This is a genomic window from Gluconobacter sp. R75690, from assembly GCF_015244525.1.
GTDB lineage: Bacteria > Pseudomonadota > Alphaproteobacteria > Acetobacterales > Acetobacteraceae > Gluconobacter > Gluconobacter potus.
This window is the reverse complement of sequence record NZ_JABCQB010000010.1, coordinates 61,426-79,375: the sequence shown is the minus strand read 5'-3', so window position 1 is coordinate 79,375 and position 17,950 is coordinate 61,426. Positions and strand designations below refer to the sequence as shown.

Annotated in this window: 19 protein-coding genes; 5 read left to right on the top strand and 14 right to left on the bottom strand. The window is 56.0% G+C overall.

All coding sequences use genetic code 11. The features are described 5' to 3' along the window. Positions 1-5: 5 nt before the first annotated feature. Positions 6-446 carry a pseudoazurin gene (locus tag HKD27_RS12135; RefSeq protein WP_194689955.1) on the bottom strand — a complete coding sequence of 147 codons (441 nt, stop codon included), beginning with the start codon at positions 444-446 and terminating at the stop codon, positions 6-8. 53 nt (positions 447-499) lie between these two features. Continuing rightward, a complete protein-coding gene (gene katG / locus HKD27_RS12130) occupies positions 500-2,758 on the bottom strand; it encodes a catalase/peroxidase HPI (protein ID WP_194689954.1) in 2,259 nt (752 codons plus the stop codon). Positions 2,759-3,087: 329 nt separating this feature from the next. Between katG and HKD27_RS12125 the strand changes: the two genes are divergently transcribed. Continuing rightward, positions 3,088-4,545: a catalase gene (locus HKD27_RS12125; RefSeq protein ID WP_370544272.1), complete on the top strand. Its 1,458-nt coding sequence runs from the start codon at positions 3,088-3,090 to the stop codon at positions 4,543-4,545. A gap of 145 nt (positions 4,546-4,690) precedes the next feature. On the opposite strand, the gene tnpC is transcribed toward HKD27_RS12125, so the two are convergent. The 3 genes from tnpC to tnpA are packed head-to-tail and all read right to left on the bottom strand — an operon-like array spanning position 4,691 to position 7,276. Then, the gene (tnpC, locus tag HKD27_RS12120; RefSeq protein ID WP_194689989.1) at positions 4,691-6,217 is read right to left on the bottom strand and encodes an IS66 family transposase; all 1,527 of its coding nucleotides are present in this window, start codon (positions 6,215-6,217) and stop codon (positions 4,691-4,693) included. Between the two features lie 52 nt (positions 6,218-6,269). Continuing rightward, a complete protein-coding gene (gene tnpB / locus HKD27_RS12115) occupies positions 6,270-6,632 on the bottom strand; it encodes an IS66 family insertion sequence element accessory protein TnpB (protein WP_194689952.1) in 363 nt (120 codons plus the stop codon). After that, positions 6,629-7,276, bottom strand: a complete 648-nt coding sequence (tnpA, locus tag HKD27_RS12110) for an IS66 family insertion sequence element accessory protein TnpA (RefSeq protein WP_194689951.1) — start codon at positions 7,274-7,276, stop codon at positions 6,629-6,631. Before tnpA ends, tnpB begins: the two co-directional genes overlap by 4 nt. A 225-nt stretch (positions 7,277-7,501) precedes the next feature. Between tnpA and HKD27_RS12105 the strand changes: the two genes are divergently transcribed. After that, positions 7,502-8,005, top strand: a complete 504-nt coding sequence (locus HKD27_RS12105; RefSeq protein ID WP_194689950.1) for a MucR family transcriptional regulator — start codon at positions 7,502-7,504, stop codon at positions 8,003-8,005. Here HKD27_RS12105 and HKD27_RS16480 read toward each other — a convergent pair. Continuing rightward, positions 8,002-8,592 carry a phosphoadenosine phosphosulfate reductase family protein gene (locus HKD27_RS16480; RefSeq protein ID WP_370544269.1) on the bottom strand — a complete coding sequence of 197 codons (591 nt, stop codon included), beginning with the start codon at positions 8,590-8,592 and terminating at the stop codon, positions 8,002-8,004. The genes HKD27_RS12105 and HKD27_RS16480 overlap by 4 nt on opposite strands. A 35-nt stretch (positions 8,593-8,627) precedes the next feature. On the opposite strand from HKD27_RS16480, the gene HKD27_RS16475 reads away from it, so the two are divergent. Beyond that, complete coding sequence (locus tag HKD27_RS16475; RefSeq protein ID WP_228518566.1) at positions 8,628-8,951, top strand: hypothetical protein; 324 nt, start codon at positions 8,628-8,630, stop codon at positions 8,949-8,951. Positions 8,952-8,967: 16 nt separating this feature from the next. On the opposite strand, the gene HKD27_RS12095 is transcribed toward HKD27_RS16475, so the two are convergent. From HKD27_RS12095 to HKD27_RS12075, 5 genes are all read right to left on the bottom strand, one after another. Continuing rightward, on the bottom strand, positions 8,968-9,345 hold the full coding sequence (locus HKD27_RS12095) for a hypothetical protein (protein WP_194689949.1): 378 nt from the start codon (positions 9,343-9,345) through the stop codon (positions 8,968-8,970). 324 nt (positions 9,346-9,669) lie between these two features. After that, positions 9,670-10,542 (bottom strand): ParB/RepB/Spo0J family partition protein, encoded by an 873-nt coding sequence (locus HKD27_RS12090; RefSeq protein ID WP_050801490.1) that lies wholly within the window; start codon positions 10,540-10,542, stop codon positions 9,670-9,672. Beyond that, positions 10,539-11,573: an AAA family ATPase gene (locus tag HKD27_RS12085; protein ID WP_139064487.1), complete on the bottom strand. Its 1,035-nt coding sequence runs from the start codon at positions 11,571-11,573 to the stop codon at positions 10,539-10,541. The genes HKD27_RS12090 and HKD27_RS12085 overlap by 4 nt, the downstream gene beginning before the upstream one ends. 190 nt (positions 11,574-11,763) lie before the next feature. Beyond that, the gene (locus HKD27_RS12080) at positions 11,764-12,678 is read right to left on the bottom strand and encodes a replication protein RepA (protein WP_062106895.1); all 915 of its coding nucleotides are present in this window, start codon (positions 12,676-12,678) and stop codon (positions 11,764-11,766) included. Positions 12,679-12,960: 282 nt separating this feature from the next. Further along, the gene (locus HKD27_RS12075) at positions 12,961-14,409 is read right to left on the bottom strand and encodes a site-specific integrase (protein WP_194689948.1); all 1,449 of its coding nucleotides are present in this window, start codon (positions 14,407-14,409) and stop codon (positions 12,961-12,963) included. Positions 14,410-14,578: 169 nt separating this feature from the next. Here HKD27_RS12075 and HKD27_RS12070 point away from each other — a divergent pair, with 169 nt between their 5' ends. Both HKD27_RS12070 and HKD27_RS12065 read left to right on the top strand, forming a co-directional pair. After that, positions 14,579-14,719, top strand: coding sequence for a hypothetical protein (locus HKD27_RS12070; protein WP_194689947.1), 141 nt, complete (start codon positions 14,579-14,581; stop codon positions 14,717-14,719). Between the two features lie 24 nt (positions 14,720-14,743). After that, positions 14,744-15,190: a hypothetical protein gene (locus HKD27_RS12065; RefSeq protein WP_194689946.1), complete on the top strand. Its 447-nt coding sequence runs from the start codon at positions 14,744-14,746 to the stop codon at positions 15,188-15,190. 70 nt (positions 15,191-15,260) lie between these two features. On the opposite strand, the gene HKD27_RS12060 is transcribed toward HKD27_RS12065, so the two are convergent. The 3 genes from HKD27_RS12060 to HKD27_RS12050 all read right to left on the bottom strand — a co-directional run bounded on the left by HKD27_RS12060 (position 15,261) and on the right by HKD27_RS12050 (position 17,819). Next, positions 15,261-15,899, bottom strand: a complete 639-nt coding sequence (locus tag HKD27_RS12060; RefSeq protein WP_194689945.1) for a hypothetical protein — start codon at positions 15,897-15,899, stop codon at positions 15,261-15,263. Positions 15,900-16,181: 282 nt separating this feature from the next. Further along, the gene (locus HKD27_RS12055; RefSeq protein WP_194689944.1) at positions 16,182-17,063 is read right to left on the bottom strand and encodes a hypothetical protein; all 882 of its coding nucleotides are present in this window, start codon (positions 17,061-17,063) and stop codon (positions 16,182-16,184) included. Positions 17,064-17,072: 9 nt separating this feature from the next. Continuing rightward, complete coding sequence (locus HKD27_RS12050) at positions 17,073-17,819, bottom strand: hypothetical protein (RefSeq protein ID WP_194689943.1); 747 nt, start codon at positions 17,817-17,819, stop codon at positions 17,073-17,075. Positions 17,820-17,950: the final 131 nt, after the last annotated feature.

The window sequence follows — 17,950 nt, the reverse complement described above, 5'->3', positions numbered from 1 at the left end:
CGACGTCATGGAGCATTCGCATCAAGGCGCTGGAAAATATTCTTGAATGACTCTTGCGCCATACCCGGTTGAGATTGTTGTTTCAGCGCTGTTTCGTTATGCGCGTCGCCAACGACGATAAGTCCGACCATGCCTATGAAATAATGAGGTGAGCACCTGAATCCGTAGAGCCCGGACTTCTCAAATGTGACGGTCAGATCACGGCTCATCTCTCCGCCGAAAGGTTCAGCGCCTTCGGGTAACATGCCAGGAACTGACTGTGCATTGTGCCCAGAGTCTGTAGCAATAAAATGAACACTGTCACCCGGGACGATACGGACGAGATCAGGCACAAATCCCGGGCCTCCTGCTGGAGTGTTATTTAGCATCCGGACTTCAACTGTTTTTGCCAAAGTCGTTGCGGGTGCCAAGAACAAGCAGACACCAAGGAATAGTGAGATTTTCATTTTTTTCCTTCAGTCCCCATGATCAGACTGATTATGGGGACCTTTTGTTCTTGTTAGCGTTGCAGATCGAAGCGATCGAGGTTCATGACCTTCGTCCAGGCTTTGACGAAGTCTGCGTAGAATTTCTTTTGGGAATCTGCAGATGCATAGGCTTCTGCTGTAGCCCGCAATTCTGAATTCGCTCCAAAGACCAGATCAACATCCGTGGCCGTCCAGCGCTTTGTACCGGTCTTACGGTCAAACCCGTTGTACACTCCGGGTTGGCTACTCGATTTCTCCCAGCGGGTATCCATACTCAGAACGTTGACAAGAAAATCGTTGGTCAACATGCCAGGATGAGTAGTCAGCACTCCAGCAGGGGAATGACCTGAGTTAACGTCGAGCGAACGCATACCACCAAGCAGCACTGTCATTTCCGGGATGGTCAGATCAAGTGTACTGGCTCGATCCACCAGTGCCTCGGTTGGAGACTTCCCGTCAGGTACGCTGCGATAGTAATTACGAAAGGCATCAGCAGTAGGTTCGAGAGCGTTGAACGACTTCACATCCGTATCAGCCTGGGTCGCGTCAACCCGACCTGGTTCGAAAGGAACCTGAATTGTAACGCCAGCCTGATGTGCAGCATTCTCAAGACCGATGTTCCCTGCCAGAACGATAATGTCAGCAAGAGAAACTTTGTGCCCTCCGTGATGACCCGCATTGAAATGATCCCGAACACCTTCAAGTGTAGACAAAGTAGCTTTAAGTTCTTCCGGATCGTTCACGGCCCAGCTATCTTGCGGATCAAGAGCAATCCTTGCCCCGTTGACGCCCCCCCGGTGATCGGTCGTTCGATGCGATGCAGCTGCTGCCCATGCCGTCTTGACCATTTCTCGGTTCGAAAGACCGGAAGTTGCAATAGCGTGTTTCAGAGCAGTAATGTCAGCTTGATTAATGGAAGCATAGTCAGCCTGGGGAAGTGGATCCTGCCACAAGAAGGTCTGCCCAGGAACTTCAGGCCCAAAATAGCGTGATTTTGGCCCCATATCGCGCACAACCAGCTTGAACCAGGCTCGCGCAAACGCGTCAGCAAACTGGTTCGGGTTTTTTACCCAACGCTCAATAATCGCCCGATAAGCTGGATCCGTTTTGAGAGCAATATCAGTCGTGAACATCATCAGCGGATGCATTTTAGCACGATTGGTTGGCTCACTCGCATCAGGCACGATATTTACCGCGTCCTTCGGGACCCATTGCGTAGCACCGGCAGGGCTCTTCGTCTGCACCCAGTCATGACCAAGCAGGTTATCCAGGTACTGGGTCGTGAAATGAATGGGATCTGACGACCACGCGCCTTCAAGCCCACTGGTAACAGCATCAGTGGCTTTGAGATGGCTGGTTGCACAGTTGTTTTTCCAACCAAGCCCCTGCTGTTCGACAGGCGCGCCCTCAGGGGCTGCACCAATACAGGAGGCAGGTGCTGCGCCATGAGCCTTGCCAAAAGTATGACCGCCAGCAATCAAAGCCACAGTCTCCTCATCATCCATAGCCATGCGTCCGAATGCGAGGCGGATCATTTTCGCCGAGAGCACTGGATCAGGGACACCGCCAGGACCTTCTGGATTAACGTAGATCAGCCCTTTGTTCGTAGCGCCGAGTGGCTTCTCCAGATGTGCATTACCGCTGGCATCGAATTTGCCCTGAACAGCAGATTTTGCGGGGAAGAACGTGGTGCCGGGGCCCCAGTACACTTTCTCAGACTGCCAGTCATCAGGACGACCGCCAACAAAGCCAAGCGTCTTGAAACCCATTGACGTTAATGCAACGTCCCCTGTCAGGACAATCAGATCACCCCACGAAAGCTTTTCACCGTATTTCTGTTTGATCGGCCATAGGAGACGGCGTGCTTTATCCAGACTTGCGTTATCTGGCCAGCTGTTGAGTTCAGCAAAACGTTGTTGAGCGCCTTCTTCGCCACCACGCCCGTCAAGAACGCGATATGTGCCTGCATTGTGCCAGGCAAGGCGAATGAAAAAGGGACCGTAATTTCCATAATCGGCCGGCCACCAGTCCTGCGATGTCGTGATGACTTTCAGAATGTCTTTACGCACCGCAGTCAGATTCAGAGTCTGAAACTTCTTGTGATAGTCCTGACGGTATGCCGGACCGTAAGGATTGGACTCAGTATCCTGAAACCGTAAAGGTTCGAGGTCCAGACTTGTTGGCCAATAGAACTGGTTCGATTTTTCCACCCCATCTGCTTGTGCTGAAGCAGAAATAGACCCAAGGACAGTCCCGGCCAAAATAAAAGCCATAAAACGTCGCGTAATCATTTATCATCTCCTAAACCGAATACAATATGACCAGGTTGGATGCCTGGGCACTTAGGGGCATTCAGATAGGGATCTTCTTATGATCTGGATCAAAGATATAAAATCAGTTTGATTTTATATCTCTTATAGGTAATCGTCGCCGCATAAAGAACAATCCATCCTGTGAGAACGTTTTGAACAATTCGATTAGAACTGCGTTCTCAGAAAAGGCCATACGCACGTTCATATGCATGTGGCAGAAACAATGAGCGACCTGTCGGTGGTGCAAAAAAGACGACACGGTCCGGTGCTGAGTTTTGAACGCTTATAAATTGTAGGAAAATTTCATGATGGCATCCGGCATTCCATTACATACAACAGACTCTGGCATTCCTGTTTCGAATGACGAACATTCACTCACGGTGGGCTCAGATGGTCCCATTCTGCTGCATGATCATTATCTGATTGAACAGATGGCGGCATTTAACCGTGAAATGATCGCTGACCGTCAGCCACACGCCAAAGGTGGTGGTGCTTTTGGTCGGTTTGAAGTTACGCATGATGTCAGTCGCTATACATCTGCAAGCTTTCTGCAACCAGGCATGAGAACCGAAGTCGTAGCCCGGTTTTCAACGGTAGCAGGCGAGGCTGGAAGTCCAGATACCTGGCGTGATCCGCGTGGCTTTGCCCTGAAATTTTATACGGACGAAGGCAATTTCGACATGGTCGGCAATAACACACCGATTTTTTTTCTCCGAGATCCTCTTAAGTTCCAGCATTTTATTCATTCGCAAAAACGCCGTGCTGATAGTGGCTTACGCGATAATGATATGCAGTGGGATTTCTGGACGCTAAGCCCCGAAAGCGCTCATCAGGTCACGTGGCTGATGGGGGACCGTGGTATCCCGGCAAGCTGGCGTCATATGGATGGCTTCTCGAGCCATACATATATGTGGGTGAACTCAAGCGGAGAGCGCTTCTGGGTAAAATACCACTTCAAAACCGATCAGGGCATCAAATGTCTGACGCAGGAGCAGGCAGGACATCTTGCTGGGACCGATGCCGATTATCATCGCCGTGATCTCTATATGGCGATCAAACGTGGCGAGCATCCAAGCTGGACGCTCAAAATGCAGATTATGCCTTATGAAGATGCCAAGACCTATCACATCAATCCGTTTGATCTGACCAAAGTCTGGCCGCAAGCCGAATACCCGCTCATTGAGGTTGGAAAACTTATTCTTGACCGCAATCCAACGGATTTCCATTCCCAGATCGAACAGGTTGCGTTTGAACCAAATAATTTCGTGCCAGGAACAGGATTATCTCCTGATAAAATGCTGCTAGGACGTTCCTTCGCTTATGCAGATGCCCATCGGGCGCGGCTGGGAGTGAATTACAAGCAGATTCCAGTTAATGCACCCAAATGTCCGGTGCAGGGGTATACAAAGGGTGGGGCCATGCGGATCCGTAATACGCAAGACCCCGTTTACGTACCGAACTCAAAGGGAGGCCCTGTCGCCGATCCGCAAAGATTTCCCGAAAATGCAGTCTGGGCTGCAGACGGCGAATTCGTGCGGGCAGCGTATACCCTGCGTCCTGATGATGGGGACTTTAATCAGGCCAATGTTCTGGTCAACCGTGTCATGGATGATGCCGCTCGTGATCGCCTCGTGAGCAATATTGTCGGACATATATTACAGGGTGTTGAGGAGCCTGTTCTATCCCGCGTTTTTGAATATTGGTCAAATGTCGATGCCGTTTTGGGTCAACGCGTGAAAAATGGTGTAATGGAAGCAAGAGTATAATATCACGGAAAGCTCCACAGATGCTCTAGCGTCTGTGGAAATGAGATTTATTAATCAATCAATCACGGAAGTCCGATCAGAGAGAAGAACATGTTCTTTTTGAGGTTCTTCTACTCTAAACTGAACATTCTGCCTCCCCCCAAAGTCAGCTGTTGGTGCTTTGGGGAAATGGGAGCAGTTCGCTGAGACGTGCGGCTGGATGTCCGTCGATCATGCGCGTCAACACGTCACGCAGCCAGGCAAACGGCTCAATGCCATTGAGCTTGGCTGTTTCGATTAATGACGCCACGATAGCCCACCGGTTGGCCCCCCCCTCGCTGCCCGCGAACAAGGCATTTTTACGACCGAGCGTGACGGGTCGAATGGCCCGTTCCACCGGATTGGTGTCGAGATCTATGCGCCCGTCCCCGACAAAGCGCGCGAGATCATCCCAGCGGTTCAACGCATAGCGGATCGCTTCTGCCAGTCTGGAGCGAGAGGGCAGCAAAGCCAGTTTTTGTCGGAGCCAGAGTTCCAGCGCCTCAACACGCGGTCGACTGTGCTCCTCCCGAAGGGTTTTGCGTTGATCAGGCGGCAGCCCCCGAAGGGATGCCTCAATCTCATACAGAGACCGGATCTGCACCAAAGCTTCGGTTGCGATTGGTGATCCCGTCTGGTGCAGCTCATAAAACTTGCGGCGCGTGTGCGCCCAGCAGCCTGCCAGACGGACTTTTCCGTCCTGTGTCAGCTGCTCAAACCCGGCATAACCGTCAACTTGCAGAACGCCGCGATAGGTCTTCAGATGGCGGGCTGGCCAGGCGGACGTGCGATCTGGTGTCGCATAAAACACCACAGCGGGCGGGGCCGCGCCGCCAAAGGGGCGGTCATCGCGCGTGTAGGCCCAAAGCCGTCCGGTTTTAGTCCGGCCACGTCCCGGATCAAGGATGGGTAGTGGGGTGTCGTCTGCGAAAACCCGCTCTGCGGCACAGACATGGTTCATCAACTGCTCGCGCAGCGGGGCCAGCCACCAGGCGGCGGCCTTGACCCAATCGGCCAGCGTGGAACGCGCGAGAGCGACACCGTGACGTGCCAACATCTGGCTTTGTCGATACAGCGGCAAATGATCACAATAGCGGCTGGTCAGCACATGCGCGATCAGACCCGGAGTGGCGAGACACCCTTCAGTGATGCGCTCAGGCGCCGGAGCCTGATGCAGCGTCCCGCAGGCGCGACACGCGCATTTGGGCCGATTGATCCGCACAACCCGCACCGAGGCCGGAACCCAGTCCAGCATTTCACTGGCGGTCGTGCCTGCGTCGCACAATGCGCCACCGCAGGACGGGCAGGCTGCCACGTCGGGCAGGATCGTCACGTCCGTGCGTGGCAGGTGTTCTGGTAGGGCTTTGCGATGCGGTGGTTTTACGATCGGCGCTGTGCCGCTGATGTCCGGTATTGTCGTAGAGATCGGCATCATAAGGGGCGGTTGGTCAGCATCAACCTCCAGCGTCAACAGGAGCTGGTCGGGTTCGAGTGTCTCGGCACGACGACCGAACCTGGCGCGCTGGAACTCCCGGATCATCTGCCGCAAGCGGTCAATCTCGATCTGCCCCTCATCGACCGCGCCTGCCAGATCCCGCACCATCGTTTGCAGGGTGATTGGATCAAATGGCAGGCTGTCGAGGGCAATCCGCATGTCTGTAAAATGCCAGTTTTCTGCGGTTTTGTACAAGAAAAATCGGCGCGTTTTACCCTGCCATCAGCATACGCCGCGCAGGAGCCTGTGCCCGCCAGTCCAAACCTTCCAGCAGCATCGACAATCGGGCCGGGGTGAGCAAAACCGTCGCAGGTTCTCCGGGGCTGGCCTGCGTGAGCGGCCATGTAAAGATCCCCTGATCGAGGCGCTTGGCATACAGGCACATGCCGTTGCCATCGTGATACAACAGCTTGATCAGTCCGGCCTTTCGGCCGCGAAACACAAAGACATGCCCGCTGAACGGATCGGCCCGCAGCGTCTCCTGCACCAGCACCGACAACCCGTCGATCCCCTTGCGCAGATCGGTGTAGCCCAGGGCCACATGAACCCGGACATGAGGTGGCAGGGTGATCATGCCGCAGCCTCGAGCGCATCCGCCAGTCGGGTCATCACGTCAAAGTCAATCGGAGGAGTAACCCGCAGGATACGCCCATTGCGCAGCACGATCTCAATATGCGCTTTGGGGTTTTGCCTGTCTTTCGAGACAAGCGGGGAGGCTCGTGTTTGGGGCGTGGAAGGGATCTCTTCGATTTTAACCGAGGCAAATTTCGGCTGACGTGCCAGGGGATCAGCCGGACATTCTGCAATTTGATCTGCGAACTGCTTCTGCCAACGATACAGCACACTGGATGTCAGACCGTTCATTTTGGCATAGCGATCAAGCGACATCCCTGATTGCCGGGCATCGATCAGAAGCGCCAAACTCTCTTCGGGCGTCCATGTCTTACGCACCCGGACGGCCAGAAGACTTTTCAGATCCCCGACGGGGATGGCAAGATCCGCCCTAGACGAGCCAGAGAATTCCTTAGCCCGTTCTCCTGATGTCCCGTCCGGAATCGACGCCTTGATCGGTGGCGGCCAGACAAAACCAAGCCGGCGCGCCCAGAGCCGAAGAGCTTTGGCGCTGAGACCATGGCGGCTGCAGAAAGCAGTCTGCGTCAGCCCGCTCTCAGCAAACAGGACAAGCCGGTCTCGCCAAACCTCTTCCCGATTAATCATGACACTCCAATACCCGTAGTGAAGGCACGATAAAGGCACACCTCACGCAGGATCGCAGCGTGTCATCTCCGGACGCTTACGTTTTCGCCGCTTCTGCAGGTCGGAAAAAACCATGCGGCAAGTGTGAAGATGCTGTTAACCGGAGTAATGTATTGTCGTGGCTGACTTGCAGTCACCGTTCACAGAAACGATTTACAGCTCACCATCATTACACTGAGGGATTTCATGACTGACCTGACACCCGCCACAGAGCCCCCTCACTCTGACCTGCGTTCCCTGACGGCCGAAATCGTGGCCGCCTATCTCTCAAGAAACGATGTCGCGCCCGATGGGCTCCCGGACCTGATCCGTTCCGTCCACACGGCCCTGACCGTTCCGGCGGTCTCCGAGGCTGCGGCCGAAGAGGCTCCGGTTCCCGTGGTCAATCCGAAGAAATCGGTTTTCCCGGACTACATCATCTGTCTGGAAGACGGGAAAAAGCTGAAGATGCTCCGCCGTCATCTCAAAACGGCGTACAACATGACGCCTGATGAATACCGGGCCCGCTGGGGTCTGCCCCCGGAATATCCGATGGTCGCTCCCGGCTACTCCGCACAGCGCGCGGCTCTTGCCCGGGAAATCGGCCTGGGCTCCAGAACCCGCGCTTCTGGGTCTCAGGAAGAAGACCTCCCTCCGGTAAAGAAGCTCCCCGAAAAACGGCGGGGCCGTCCGGCCCGCGCCCGAAACTAGAGGGGCCCTCCCCCGGTGCCGAAGGCACCGGTCGGGAGAGTCCAGTTTTCTGTCAGAACCGTCTGTAACGGGCGGTCTGACAGGCAGGCTGCGACCAGATCGGGCCGCGACCGGGCCGCTTCATAAACCGTCCCTTCGGACGACAGCTGCGCGAGCCCTCTGTCACGTTTGATCGTGCAGCCGAAGTCTTTTTCATATCCAGCCAGTTTCGCAAACCGGTTCGCATCCATCCATTTCAGGGTGGCGAACTGGTCTGCATTGCCAAAGATGCAGAACGCGCAGGACAGGCGCGAAAATCCGACCTGATATGGATAGGCTGGCATGACGCGCCAGCGCTCCAGGATCGCCCAGACCTCTGCTTCGGACCACTGATGTACCGGCCTCCAGTGATCGACATGGCGACGACGACGCGTCCCGTTTCTCGTGTCGGTACGGTGAGGCTCAAAGGCCGCATATCGAGCCCGTGCGGGACTCTCTTCAGCACGCTCGCCTGTCACGACCAGGGTACGGCGGTTGAGGAACCGGTCCTGTCCGCGAAGGGCACGATCGGCTACGTCAACCTTGAGGCTTGCCGAACACCAGCGCACGGAGAGGCTGGCCGAGACCTGGGGAAAGCGCAGGCGTGTACCCTCTGGCCCTGGCCGCCGGCAACGACGCGCCCCTCCGGGGTCTCGAAGACCACGGGCGCGGTCGGCATATCGTGACGCAGCATCTCGCGCTCGAAGCCACCCTCGCGCCAGGACCGATAGAGTGGCAGTCCGAAGTCGCGAGCCAGGGCTTCGACATACGGGCCTGTGGAGGGCCAGTCCATGAAGGACCGCCCTGCCCCATCCACCTCGTGATGCCAGAGCTCGATGCGTTCGGCTGGAGCACCGGCTTCCAGCAGGGCGAGCAGACAGGCCGTGCCGTCCTTGCCGCCCGACACGGCACAATGATGTGGTCATAGGACGCGAGATCCGGGCTCATGATGTCCACCGACTGACCGGGGCGCCTGTCCGGACCGAGCGGCACATCAGGGCGTGGGCGATCGGGCGCTCCCGCAGCAGCAGCGGCTTTTCGTGGCGACCATCCCAGGTCAGTCCCTCACACCGTGTCAGCAGTCCCATCTGGACGGCCGCTTCGTCGCGACAGGCGCACACACGCTCATTGCCACCGGAACTGCGGCGGCACGGCTCATCCGCAGGAGCGCCACAGCCTGTGCAGGCAATCGTCAGCGCTGGATCACCGTCTTCCCAGTGCGTGTTGCAGCGGCGGCAGGTTGTGGCCTCCTGCGTGTCGGTCCAGCGCATCGGAGGCCGGCCACGGGGAGTTGGGATATAGGGAAACTGGTAGCGTCGCATGATGCTCGATCCATCTCTGGTTCTTCAGACATCCTTGCGACGGCTTGTTGGTCGCCCGCGCTGCAACAGTGCCGCGCAGCGGCAGGATCGGCGTCACCCGCACCCACGCGCAGCCGGCGAGCATGGGGAGGACGGACGGCGACCCACCTGTTGCAGCGCGGGCGACCAACAGGTAGCGGCTTGTTTTCCCTCTTGGCTTTTCATGCTTTTGCCTGTTTTACCCTCCGCCGTGGTCTCGCTCGGCAAGGGAGAGCAGGGTGATGCAACGTTGCATCAGACTTATCTCAAGCGTGGGTGATGCAACGTTGCATCACCCAGATGGGGCTATCCGACCAGTTTGGAAAGCTCTTCGTATAGTGACCGAAGCGCAGCGATATCGGCCGTACTAAACTCTGTGTTATTCTCCCCAGCCTGCCGGAGCATCTCTATGATTTTCGGCGCCGTCTTGGTTATGTTAAGACGTCGCCTCCTATCAGACCCTTGTGCGATCGCCTTTTCCATTTGAACTTCTTCAGCTGCATTATTGTTCTTCAGAGATGCAACTGTGAGTTCACCTGCTAACGCTTTTCTCATAAGGCCTTCGCGGCGCGCTGTGTCATCCACGCGAGCAATTCCGACAAGCACGTTCATCGGTACCGCTGATTTCCCAGCCAAATCGAGAAACTCCTCTGGAAGGCTTAGTACACGTATCGCTCTGCTTATCCGCGCCTGATCCATTCCAAGTTCAACGGCTGCCTTCCGTTGAGACCAGTTATTGTGATCCAGCAAGTTTCTTATTCCGCGAGCCTCTTCGACCGGGCTCAAGTCTACTCGCATCAGGTTTTCCATCAGCGCCGCTGACGTGGAGTTACCCTCGTGAGGAACCGCCAAGATGGAGGTCCAGCCAGCCAATTTGGCCGCTCTCCAGCGCCTCTCGCCTGCAACAACAATCCACATGTCCCTATGGGATGGGTCTTGTCGGAGGAGGATTGGCTGCAGCTGACCTTGCGCCTTCAGCGATTCAGCAAGTTCGTCTAAGGCAGCTTGATCGAAACTTCGCCGAGGCTGGTTTGGATCAGGTGAGATCTTGTCGATCCCAGCCTCGAATGAGTGCCGAAATTTACCTTCACCCAAAAACGGTGCATCAACCTGACTCATAATTTCTGAATGAGTTTGAGAAAAGGCAGAGGGAGGCCGTTGCTTAAAAGGCCGCTTCATAGTGCCTCTCCTTCAACGGCTTCGAGGCCAAGGGCAGACGCAGCGTGAATGAAGGAGCGTCGGCCTGCGATAGCCTCCGCTAGCCGCACATATACTCTGACAGCAGGACTTCGAGGCGCCGCTTCAACTGGAATCTTGGATGCCCAGGCTGCATTGCTAAACGACGTACTAGACGGAACAGGCTCAAGAACTGGCGCGCGATTACCCATCACGTTAATCAGGTGCTCCACGATCCCGACGTCTACATATTGGTTTTGAACAAACTGTGTTGGCAACACTCCTCCCAAACGTAACCGCGGATTGCTGCGGCGATTTACCTTGGTAATGGTGTCGAGAATCAGGTTAACGCCCATAACGTCATAAGGCTCAGTTCTGACTGGGACAAACACTGTGTTGGATGCAGCTAAAGCCATCCAGGTAAGAAAACCAAGATGGGGGGGGGAATCTAGAATAATGAACTCGTATTCGTCCTGCACTTGGGCAATCGCATCTTTTAGCAAACCTTCGGTGCCAGGCTCGCGGCGGATATCGACTTCAGCGAGGTCAATGTGACTGGGGCAGAAATCGACTGGAATTTCGACGTCGGTACCATGGACCAGTCCTTTTTTAACAATGCAGTCGGTTATTGGCGCATCTTTAAGAAGAGCGTGAGCCAGCGTTCTACCTTGGCGGTATAGCGGCACAATGTGCATACCTAGTAGGGCGGAAGTCGCGCTCGCTTGGGGGTCTACGTCTATCAGCAGTACGCGGTAGCCCATTTTAGAAAGGGCGACTGCCACATTGAGAGCGCTGGTGGTTTTTCCTACGCCCCCTTTCTGGTTCGCGAAGGTTATGATGGTCGTTTGACGCTTTTCCCCATGTAGCAGAGTCTCTAACTCCGTCGTCACTTCGGTAGGGAGAGGTTGTTTGCCGTTTTCCCACCGAGAAATCGTATGCCGATCATAGCTCCTGCACAAACGCAGGTTCAGGACATCTTTTAGTTGGCTCTGTGAAAAGCCTAACTGCTCTCTAATTTCTTTGAGCGTGGGCATTGTGTGCGTCTCCATACCGAAAGGATAGGATCAACAATCAACACTCAACATCAACAAGTCAACATCAACAGAGCAAAAAGGGGATTTTTTGTTTAGCAGCAACCGATGCAACGTTGCATCACTCATCGTTAAGGCTCTAGGCCGTGGACTTTTGTTGCATACGTCGGTCACCCGGAATTGCGTTTCTCTATCATATCTTCCCCGGGACCCGTCTTGAAACTGGACTTGCACTTGGGGCTAGGATGACACCATCCTCATCGATACTCACTCTAGCTTCTGGGTAGATTGCTAGCGCGATTTGCAACGCATCTCTGAAGCGTATCTTGAAGTTCCGCATGTGAGTGTAGCTTGCACCAAACTGGGCTTTCAGAGCAGGCCAAGAGACTTTTTGGACAGTTACTCGTTCGTGCAATCGATAGACCAGCCAGAAATAGATATCGAGAGCCTGCGAATTGTTAGAAATTGCCCGGATAGCAGATTCCTGAAGCGGAACGGGGTGGCGTTTCAGCTGATCGAAAAAGCTCTCAGAAAGGCGAACGGTTTCTAAAAGTGCGCCATCGTGTTCGTCGGTAAACAAAGCTGTATCGACTATGTTTTGATTTATAAGGCCGATTTTATTCCCGTCTTTAATCTCGAACGTCATTCGACACCGAGAAATCCTTGTAGCTTGCTCCTTAACGTCCCTCATCGATTTCCCTCCAATGGGAACATTGAGCCTTTTCAGCCAGCTTCTAAGAGACTTTCCTAACTCAATTTCGCGACTATTTGTTTTGATCGCTTCTGTCTGCAAGAAAAGAAGTATTAATCTTGCTCTAGAACCGTACGGCACCCCAATACGAGCAGGCACTCCGTCGCGTTTTACCGAGCCCGGTTCCACCATTAGGCGGACATAGCTAGTTTCGAGGAGCCATATTTGGTCATCGTCTAATCGGCGATGAGGCAAGCCGGTTTGGCACCATCCTGAATATAGAAACCCAAGAGAAGGATCTTCGTCGCTCAGAAATTCTAGAGCCGCATCCAAAGCCCGCCGTTCTGCGTCGTTTGAAGTAAGATCGAGCGCGCCTTGGCGACCATAGGCCTCGATGCGTTTATGTATATCGCTCATAGGGTGATGTTAGACGAAGTCTCAAGAGGATGTCTCCGTGGACTTTTGATGCACCTTCAATCGTCTCAGCAGGGATTGTACGAAATTTACCACGCTAAATTGTCTGCGGACTCTTGTTGCACAACCACTAGGGGTTATTAGTAGATATATATTAGTAGGTGCACCAAGATCCCACGGGATAACTTCCAGAGACGAGGGAAACTGTCATTTCCTGTTTCCCCTGCTGCAACAAGATCCCACGCAAGCGCACCAAAAGCCCACGCAAATCTGGGGATAAAGGCTTTAAAACCGACTTCGCCCTGGATGCTTGGTCATGGCATCCTCGACCTCGATATATTTCTCCACCACACCGAAGGTCTGGTGGCGGGAGAAACGCTTGAGCGAGACCAGATCCGTGCCGTCACGAGCTCCTGTGGTGATCGCTCCGCGTCGCAGGCTGTGTCCGCCGAAATCGCCTGTCAGTCCCGCATCGAGGCAGCGCTTCTGAATGATGCGGGCCACAGACCGGTCAGACAGCGCCTCTGAACCCATTGCGGGCAGGGCAGGGGGCTGACCGGCCTCGGCAGCAGGCGGGAGCCACACGCGCCGGAAAACCGGTCCCTTGGCCTCGGCCAGTTTCGCCTTCCGAAGCCACGCTTCATAGGCCCGGACCGGACACAGGGCAGTAATCCCGCGCGGGATGGCGACTTCGACACCCTGACTGGTCCGGTCCCCCTTGGACCGGTCCAGCCGGATCCGCATCCCGTCATCATCGAGCGCTACATTCTCCAGGCACAGCGCCGCCACTTCGGACCGTCGGAGGGCGCCGGCAAAGCCGAGCAGAAGAATGGCCCTGTCGCGGACGCCCACGAGCTCGGTGCTATCGATCTGCTCAATGACCTCGCTCAACAGATCCCAGGTCAGTCCCTTGACCTGACGGGACGCGCTTCCCGTCGACGTCCTGCGAATACCCGCAACAGTTTCGGACACCAGGGCATGGGAGGTCGGGACGGGAACCTGAGCGATATGATGCAGATAGCGCAGTGCGGCACGGTGCAGATCCACCGTCGCGGGTCGCTTCTTCTGCAGCGCAAGATCAGCCAGATAGGCGGCGACATCCTCGCTGCGGGCGGGCAGGGCAGGGAGCCCATGTCCTGCCGCCCATGCGCACCAGGAGCGCACGGCCGAGCGATAGGTCCGGCGTGTGTTCAGTGCCTTCGCGGCGCGGGAATAGGTCTTTGAGGCGCGCTCCGCCGTCACCAGCGTCCCGTCATAGTCGGGCAGGGCCTCGTCAGTCAGGGCATCGAACCACTGCAGGACCGCGCCAGACTGCTGACCCAGAGGAGAGGCCAGCGGCGCCAGCGTGGCTGTCTGCGATCCCGCTTTGCGCCGCTTGGCGGCCTTCGGCCTGAGCCAGGCGACGAACACCGGTTCGGGTTCGAGATCCAGAGCAATCGCCAGTTCGTGCCCGGAGGGCAGGGCGGTCAGATGGGCGCTGGCGATGGCCAATGCCTCTTCAGCCGTCTCGACATCGGTCGACAGGACCGTGTCTTCGGCAAATTCGTTATCGCGGTATTCGATGCCGCGAATGACCAGAGAGAGATGAGGGGAGAAGCGACCGGTCGAGAGAAGGGCCACCGCTTCTGTCAGATCGCCGGCAGGAAGCTGCTGTCGGGTCTTCTGGTCCAGCCGGTCCAGGACGGCCTCACGGGCAGCCTTTGCCGAGCCTGCGATGTGAAGATGGCTGAGCATGAACGCCTCCGAAAAACCAGAACCTGGCTTCTGATAGCATGAAGCCGGGGTGGGGCAGAGGGCCGGAAACGGTTCAGCGTGCTGCTGTGGACTTTTGCTGCAAGACGCGCGCGGCCCGGTGGGGAAGCGCGCCCATGTCCACGCGTGAGAGAGAATCAGTGCCGGTGTCATGCGCCGCTTTGGGGGAAAGGAAGGTACGGCCATCCAGTTCTGCAGCGCCTGCCTTGAAACGCCCATGACGGCCGCTGCTTCCGACATAGGGCAGGGTCAGAAAGTCGAGGATCTGTCGCAGACGCTGACCTCTGACTAGAGAAAATGTGCTAACGAAGACTGAATGCCGATCCGACCGGAACTGAAAGCGCTTTACCCTCCCAACTGGCCCGAGCTGAGCCGACAGGTGCGGTTCGAGCGGGCAGGGGGTGTCTGTCAGCGTTGTGGTCGGCTGCATGGACATCACCTTCAGGTCTTACCGGGAGGCCGATGGAAGCATCCGGACACGGGGCACTGGTTCAGTGGTCGGGGCAGGCGGGTCTCACCTCCGGACCTGATCGAGCTTCTGCAGGTGCGCCAGACGAAAGTGTCCCTGGCGGCGGCGCATCTGAATCATGATCCCACCAGCAACCGGCTGCGCAATCTGCGCGCGCTGTGTCAGCGCTGCCATCTGCTGCACGACCGGATGTATCATCTGGCTCAACGACGCCTGACCTTGCGACGGCGTCTGGCGCTCGGGGATCTGTTCGAAGGTCTGTATCGGGCCGGGGTCCCGCCTCTGGGCCTGTAACGGGTCAGATCAGGCACCTGTCTGGAATGGGACGTTGGCCTTCAGACGGCGGGGGGAAGGGGGCAGCTTCCTATCGCTCGCCAATCAGATGTTCAATGTGCGTGACGTTCCCGGCCCTGACGCCAACACGGCTCTGCGCCTGCTCCACGAATTTCCGGTTTAGCTCGTGGGCCAGCGTTTCGCCGTCCTTGATCGGCGCAACACTGTAGGTTCTGATTGCCCAGGAGATGTCGCACTGCCAGTCGGTATGGCGGCTGCGCGTATGCCACTGCTTCATGGCCTGGTCTCCGCACCGGGCTGCTTCGGAGCGGCTCCAGCCATTCACCTCTGCCATCCAGGCCAAAGCGGCATCCTGTCTGCCCTCGGTCATAGTCTTTCCCCAGTGACGCACGCCATGGCAGTCCGGGCAGAGGGAAATCACCCCTTTGAGGGTCTGGATCCGCCGCTCGTCATCATACGCCCACCCTTCGTCAGCCTCGACCGGCCATTGAGGTCCGCGTCCTCCGCACACCCGGCAACGGGACCCGGAGCGCGCATAGGCATCCTTTCGGATCCGGTTCCAGTCTTCGGTCGCCAGGAAGGCGCGCAGATTAAAACCCCACAGTGCCTGCGGCACCATCCACGGACGGATGTAGGGAGGCTTACGGTCCGGCCGATACCGGTAAGGGACGAACGGCAGGAGAGCGTCGAGCTTGTCCTGATGTGCCATCCAGCACTTCTGCTCCCCGTTAAACGTGGCACCGCCCCGCGCTGCTTCCTTACGGCGCTCAAACGGGACGCAAAGAGGAATGAGTGTCGTCAAGGCAATCACTACAAAAGGGACGGCCGGACGTGGCCGTCGTGGAAGGAGGGAATGTCGAGGCGCTCAGGATATATCCCGTCAATGCTGATGGTACGCCCCCTCATCACCCTTCGGCATCGGGGCCACGCTCTCATTATCACTCGAACTAATTAAAACACGGGATTAAACACCTAGGCTTCCGTTTGCGTGTCAGAACAGGATGTCCATGAACGCCGCTGTTGAGCGTAGGCGGACAGTCTTGTGGATCGCTGCTTGCGGCAAGAGGGTTGTGTATCGATCTTCGTCGGGATGGCCGTAGGCATTGGGCCGCGAGCAGGAAAATATCACGTCTAAAGTGTCCGCTTTAGGCCAGTTCCGCAGTAGATTTTCGGTAGACTCAGTCCAGTGTGTCCCTGCGCCATGATGAAAGGCAACAATTGCCCTGAGTTTTACGCCTTGCGCCGCCAAACTGACAAAGGGAGCGATCGTATCGAAAGGAGCATCACCCGGAAGCAGGATGGCTTCGGCACCATCGCTCTTACCACGAATAACGGCGAGCGCGACGCCGCTCTTATTGCAGTCTTCGTCCGCTGCAAGCGCTCCGGGGTACGACCCAATCTTCTGCGCAAGAATGTAGTCGCCGTTTCGCGCGGAGAAGGAAATTGATCGACCGACATACTTTTCGGGAATGCAATGCATGTCGTCGACTGTCGCAGAAAATTCCACCGCCCGCGGCGAAGTCAATTGGCGTGGTACCAGCCATTTGGCTCTCTTTGCCTGGCTTCCTCTCGATGCCGATTTCCAGTGATCCTCGTCCCAGTGGGTCAGCATTACAAGCGTATTTTCGGACACTGGCATCTTGGCATCGACGTCTGCGCCGTTAACGAAGGGGTTGTATGCGCTGCCACCGTAGTCAAGTTGAAGCGGCATTGGGTTGGTCCCTCCCATATCCGCCAGTATAGCTATCGAGTCTCCTTGTCCGACGTCGAAAACGCGGACACCTCGAATTTCCGATGCAGCCGACAAAGGCTGAAATCCCGAAATAACGACCGCGTCCGGGCTCCTAATGGTTTCTCTGAAGCGACCACTCATCTTAGCGCCCTACGTTCCTGCTTGCGAAAGATTCAAATCAGCTTTCGCCGAACGATTTGGTTCAGGCCCAACCCCGGGTTCAGGGGGGAGCGGTTCCGTTGAGCCGCCAGTGTCTTCTCCAAAATCAGCGTCAGGGATGTGCACCAGAGAGAATATGTCCCTAAGCCGGCTTTCTACCCCGGGTATTATGTCCATGAAAAGTAGAAGGCTGCCATCAATATACAGGTCAGAGGGCAACTCTGCAGCACCAATAAAGACGGGAATCCCTATATCTGAAGGTTGTCCTACACCCACAAAATACCACGCTCCAGGGTTAATGTTATCTCTGGAATATTGAAGAAACGCATCCTCCGACCCTAGATAAATGTCAACAATAGGGAGCGTTGTGACACCAAATAGCTCGTTCAGATGGTTCTTCCGCCGCCTGCGCTGATCGTCTGTAACGTTATCGTGGTCCAATACTTCGAACTCGGACATGTTCTCGTAGAAGTCTTGGGTTTTGATACCGCTGGCGCGAATGCGCCAGGACCGATCTCTGAGTGTCTCGTTTAATATATTATCGCCGAATGGCCGTTCGTCCGGGCGCATTATCCCTTCCGGATTTATCGGTCCAATCTCCTCTATAAACACGAAGTACTTATGCTCGGGAAAACGCCCATCAAAGTGCCAGCAGTTATCGACGTACATGTAATCAGGATAGCGTTCCACGAAACCAACGAACCTTTCAACAACGGCGAGCCATACCCAGTAAACCACCAGCGCGAGGCGCGCCTATCAGAGTGTGTCGGTCACGTCGACGCGCCACCGCACGGACGCTTATATCCTGTACCGGATGGAACACTTTGTCACATACTACAGATGTAAGTGCACTGTGAGAACTTCTCTAA

Bases quoted from the DNA above. Each gene is read 5' to 3' on its own strand.
- HKD27_RS12105 (WP_194689950.1), top strand. From the start codon at position 7,502: ATGACTGACCTGACACCCGCCACAGAGCCCCCTCACTCTGACCTGCGT.
- katG (WP_194689954.1), bottom strand. From the start codon at position 2,758: ATGATTACGCGACGTTTTATGGCTTTTATTTTGGCCGGGACTGTCCTT.
- HKD27_RS12065 (WP_194689946.1), top strand. From the start codon at position 14,744: ATGCCGATCCGACCGGAACTGAAAGCGCTTTACCCTCCCAACTGGCCC.
- tnpC (WP_194689989.1), bottom strand. From the start codon at position 6,217: ATGCGGATTGCCCTCGACAGCCTGCCATTTGATCCAATCACCCTGCAA.
- HKD27_RS12135 (WP_194689955.1), bottom strand. From the start codon at position 446: ATGAAAATCTCACTATTCCTTGGTGTCTGCTTGTTCTTGGCACCCGCA.
- HKD27_RS12075 (WP_194689948.1), bottom strand. From the start codon at position 14,409: ATGCTCAGCCATCTTCACATCGCAGGCTCGGCAAAGGCTGCCCGTGAG.
- HKD27_RS12060 (WP_194689945.1), bottom strand. From the start codon at position 15,899: ATGGCACATCAGGACAAGCTCGACGCTCTCCTGCCGTTCGTCCCTTAC.
- HKD27_RS12095 (WP_194689949.1), bottom strand. From the start codon at position 9,345: ATGCGACGCTACCAGTTTCCCTATATCCCAACTCCCCGTGGCCGGCCT.
- HKD27_RS12070 (WP_194689947.1), top strand. From the start codon at position 14,579: ATGCGCCGCTTTGGGGGAAAGGAAGGTACGGCCATCCAGTTCTGCAGC.
- HKD27_RS12125 (WP_370544272.1), top strand. From the start codon at position 3,088: ATGGCATCCGGCATTCCATTACATACAACAGACTCTGGCATTCCTGTT.
- tnpB (WP_194689952.1), bottom strand. From the start codon at position 6,632: ATGATCACCCTGCCACCTCATGTCCGGGTTCATGTGGCCCTGGGCTAC.
- HKD27_RS12080 (WP_062106895.1), bottom strand. From the start codon at position 12,678: ATGAGCGATATACATAAACGCATCGAGGCCTATGGTCGCCAAGGCGCG.
- HKD27_RS12090 (WP_050801490.1), bottom strand. From the start codon at position 10,542: ATGAAGCGGCCTTTTAAGCAACGGCCTCCCTCTGCCTTTTCTCAAACT.
- HKD27_RS12055 (WP_194689944.1), bottom strand. From the start codon at position 17,063: ATGAGTGGTCGCTTCAGAGAAACCATTAGGAGCCCGGACGCGGTCGTT.
- tnpA (WP_194689951.1), bottom strand. From the start codon at position 7,276: ATGATTAATCGGGAAGAGGTTTGGCGAGACCGGCTTGTCCTGTTTGCT.
- HKD27_RS12085 (WP_139064487.1), bottom strand. From the start codon at position 11,573: ATGCCCACGCTCAAAGAAATTAGAGAGCAGTTAGGCTTTTCACAGAGC.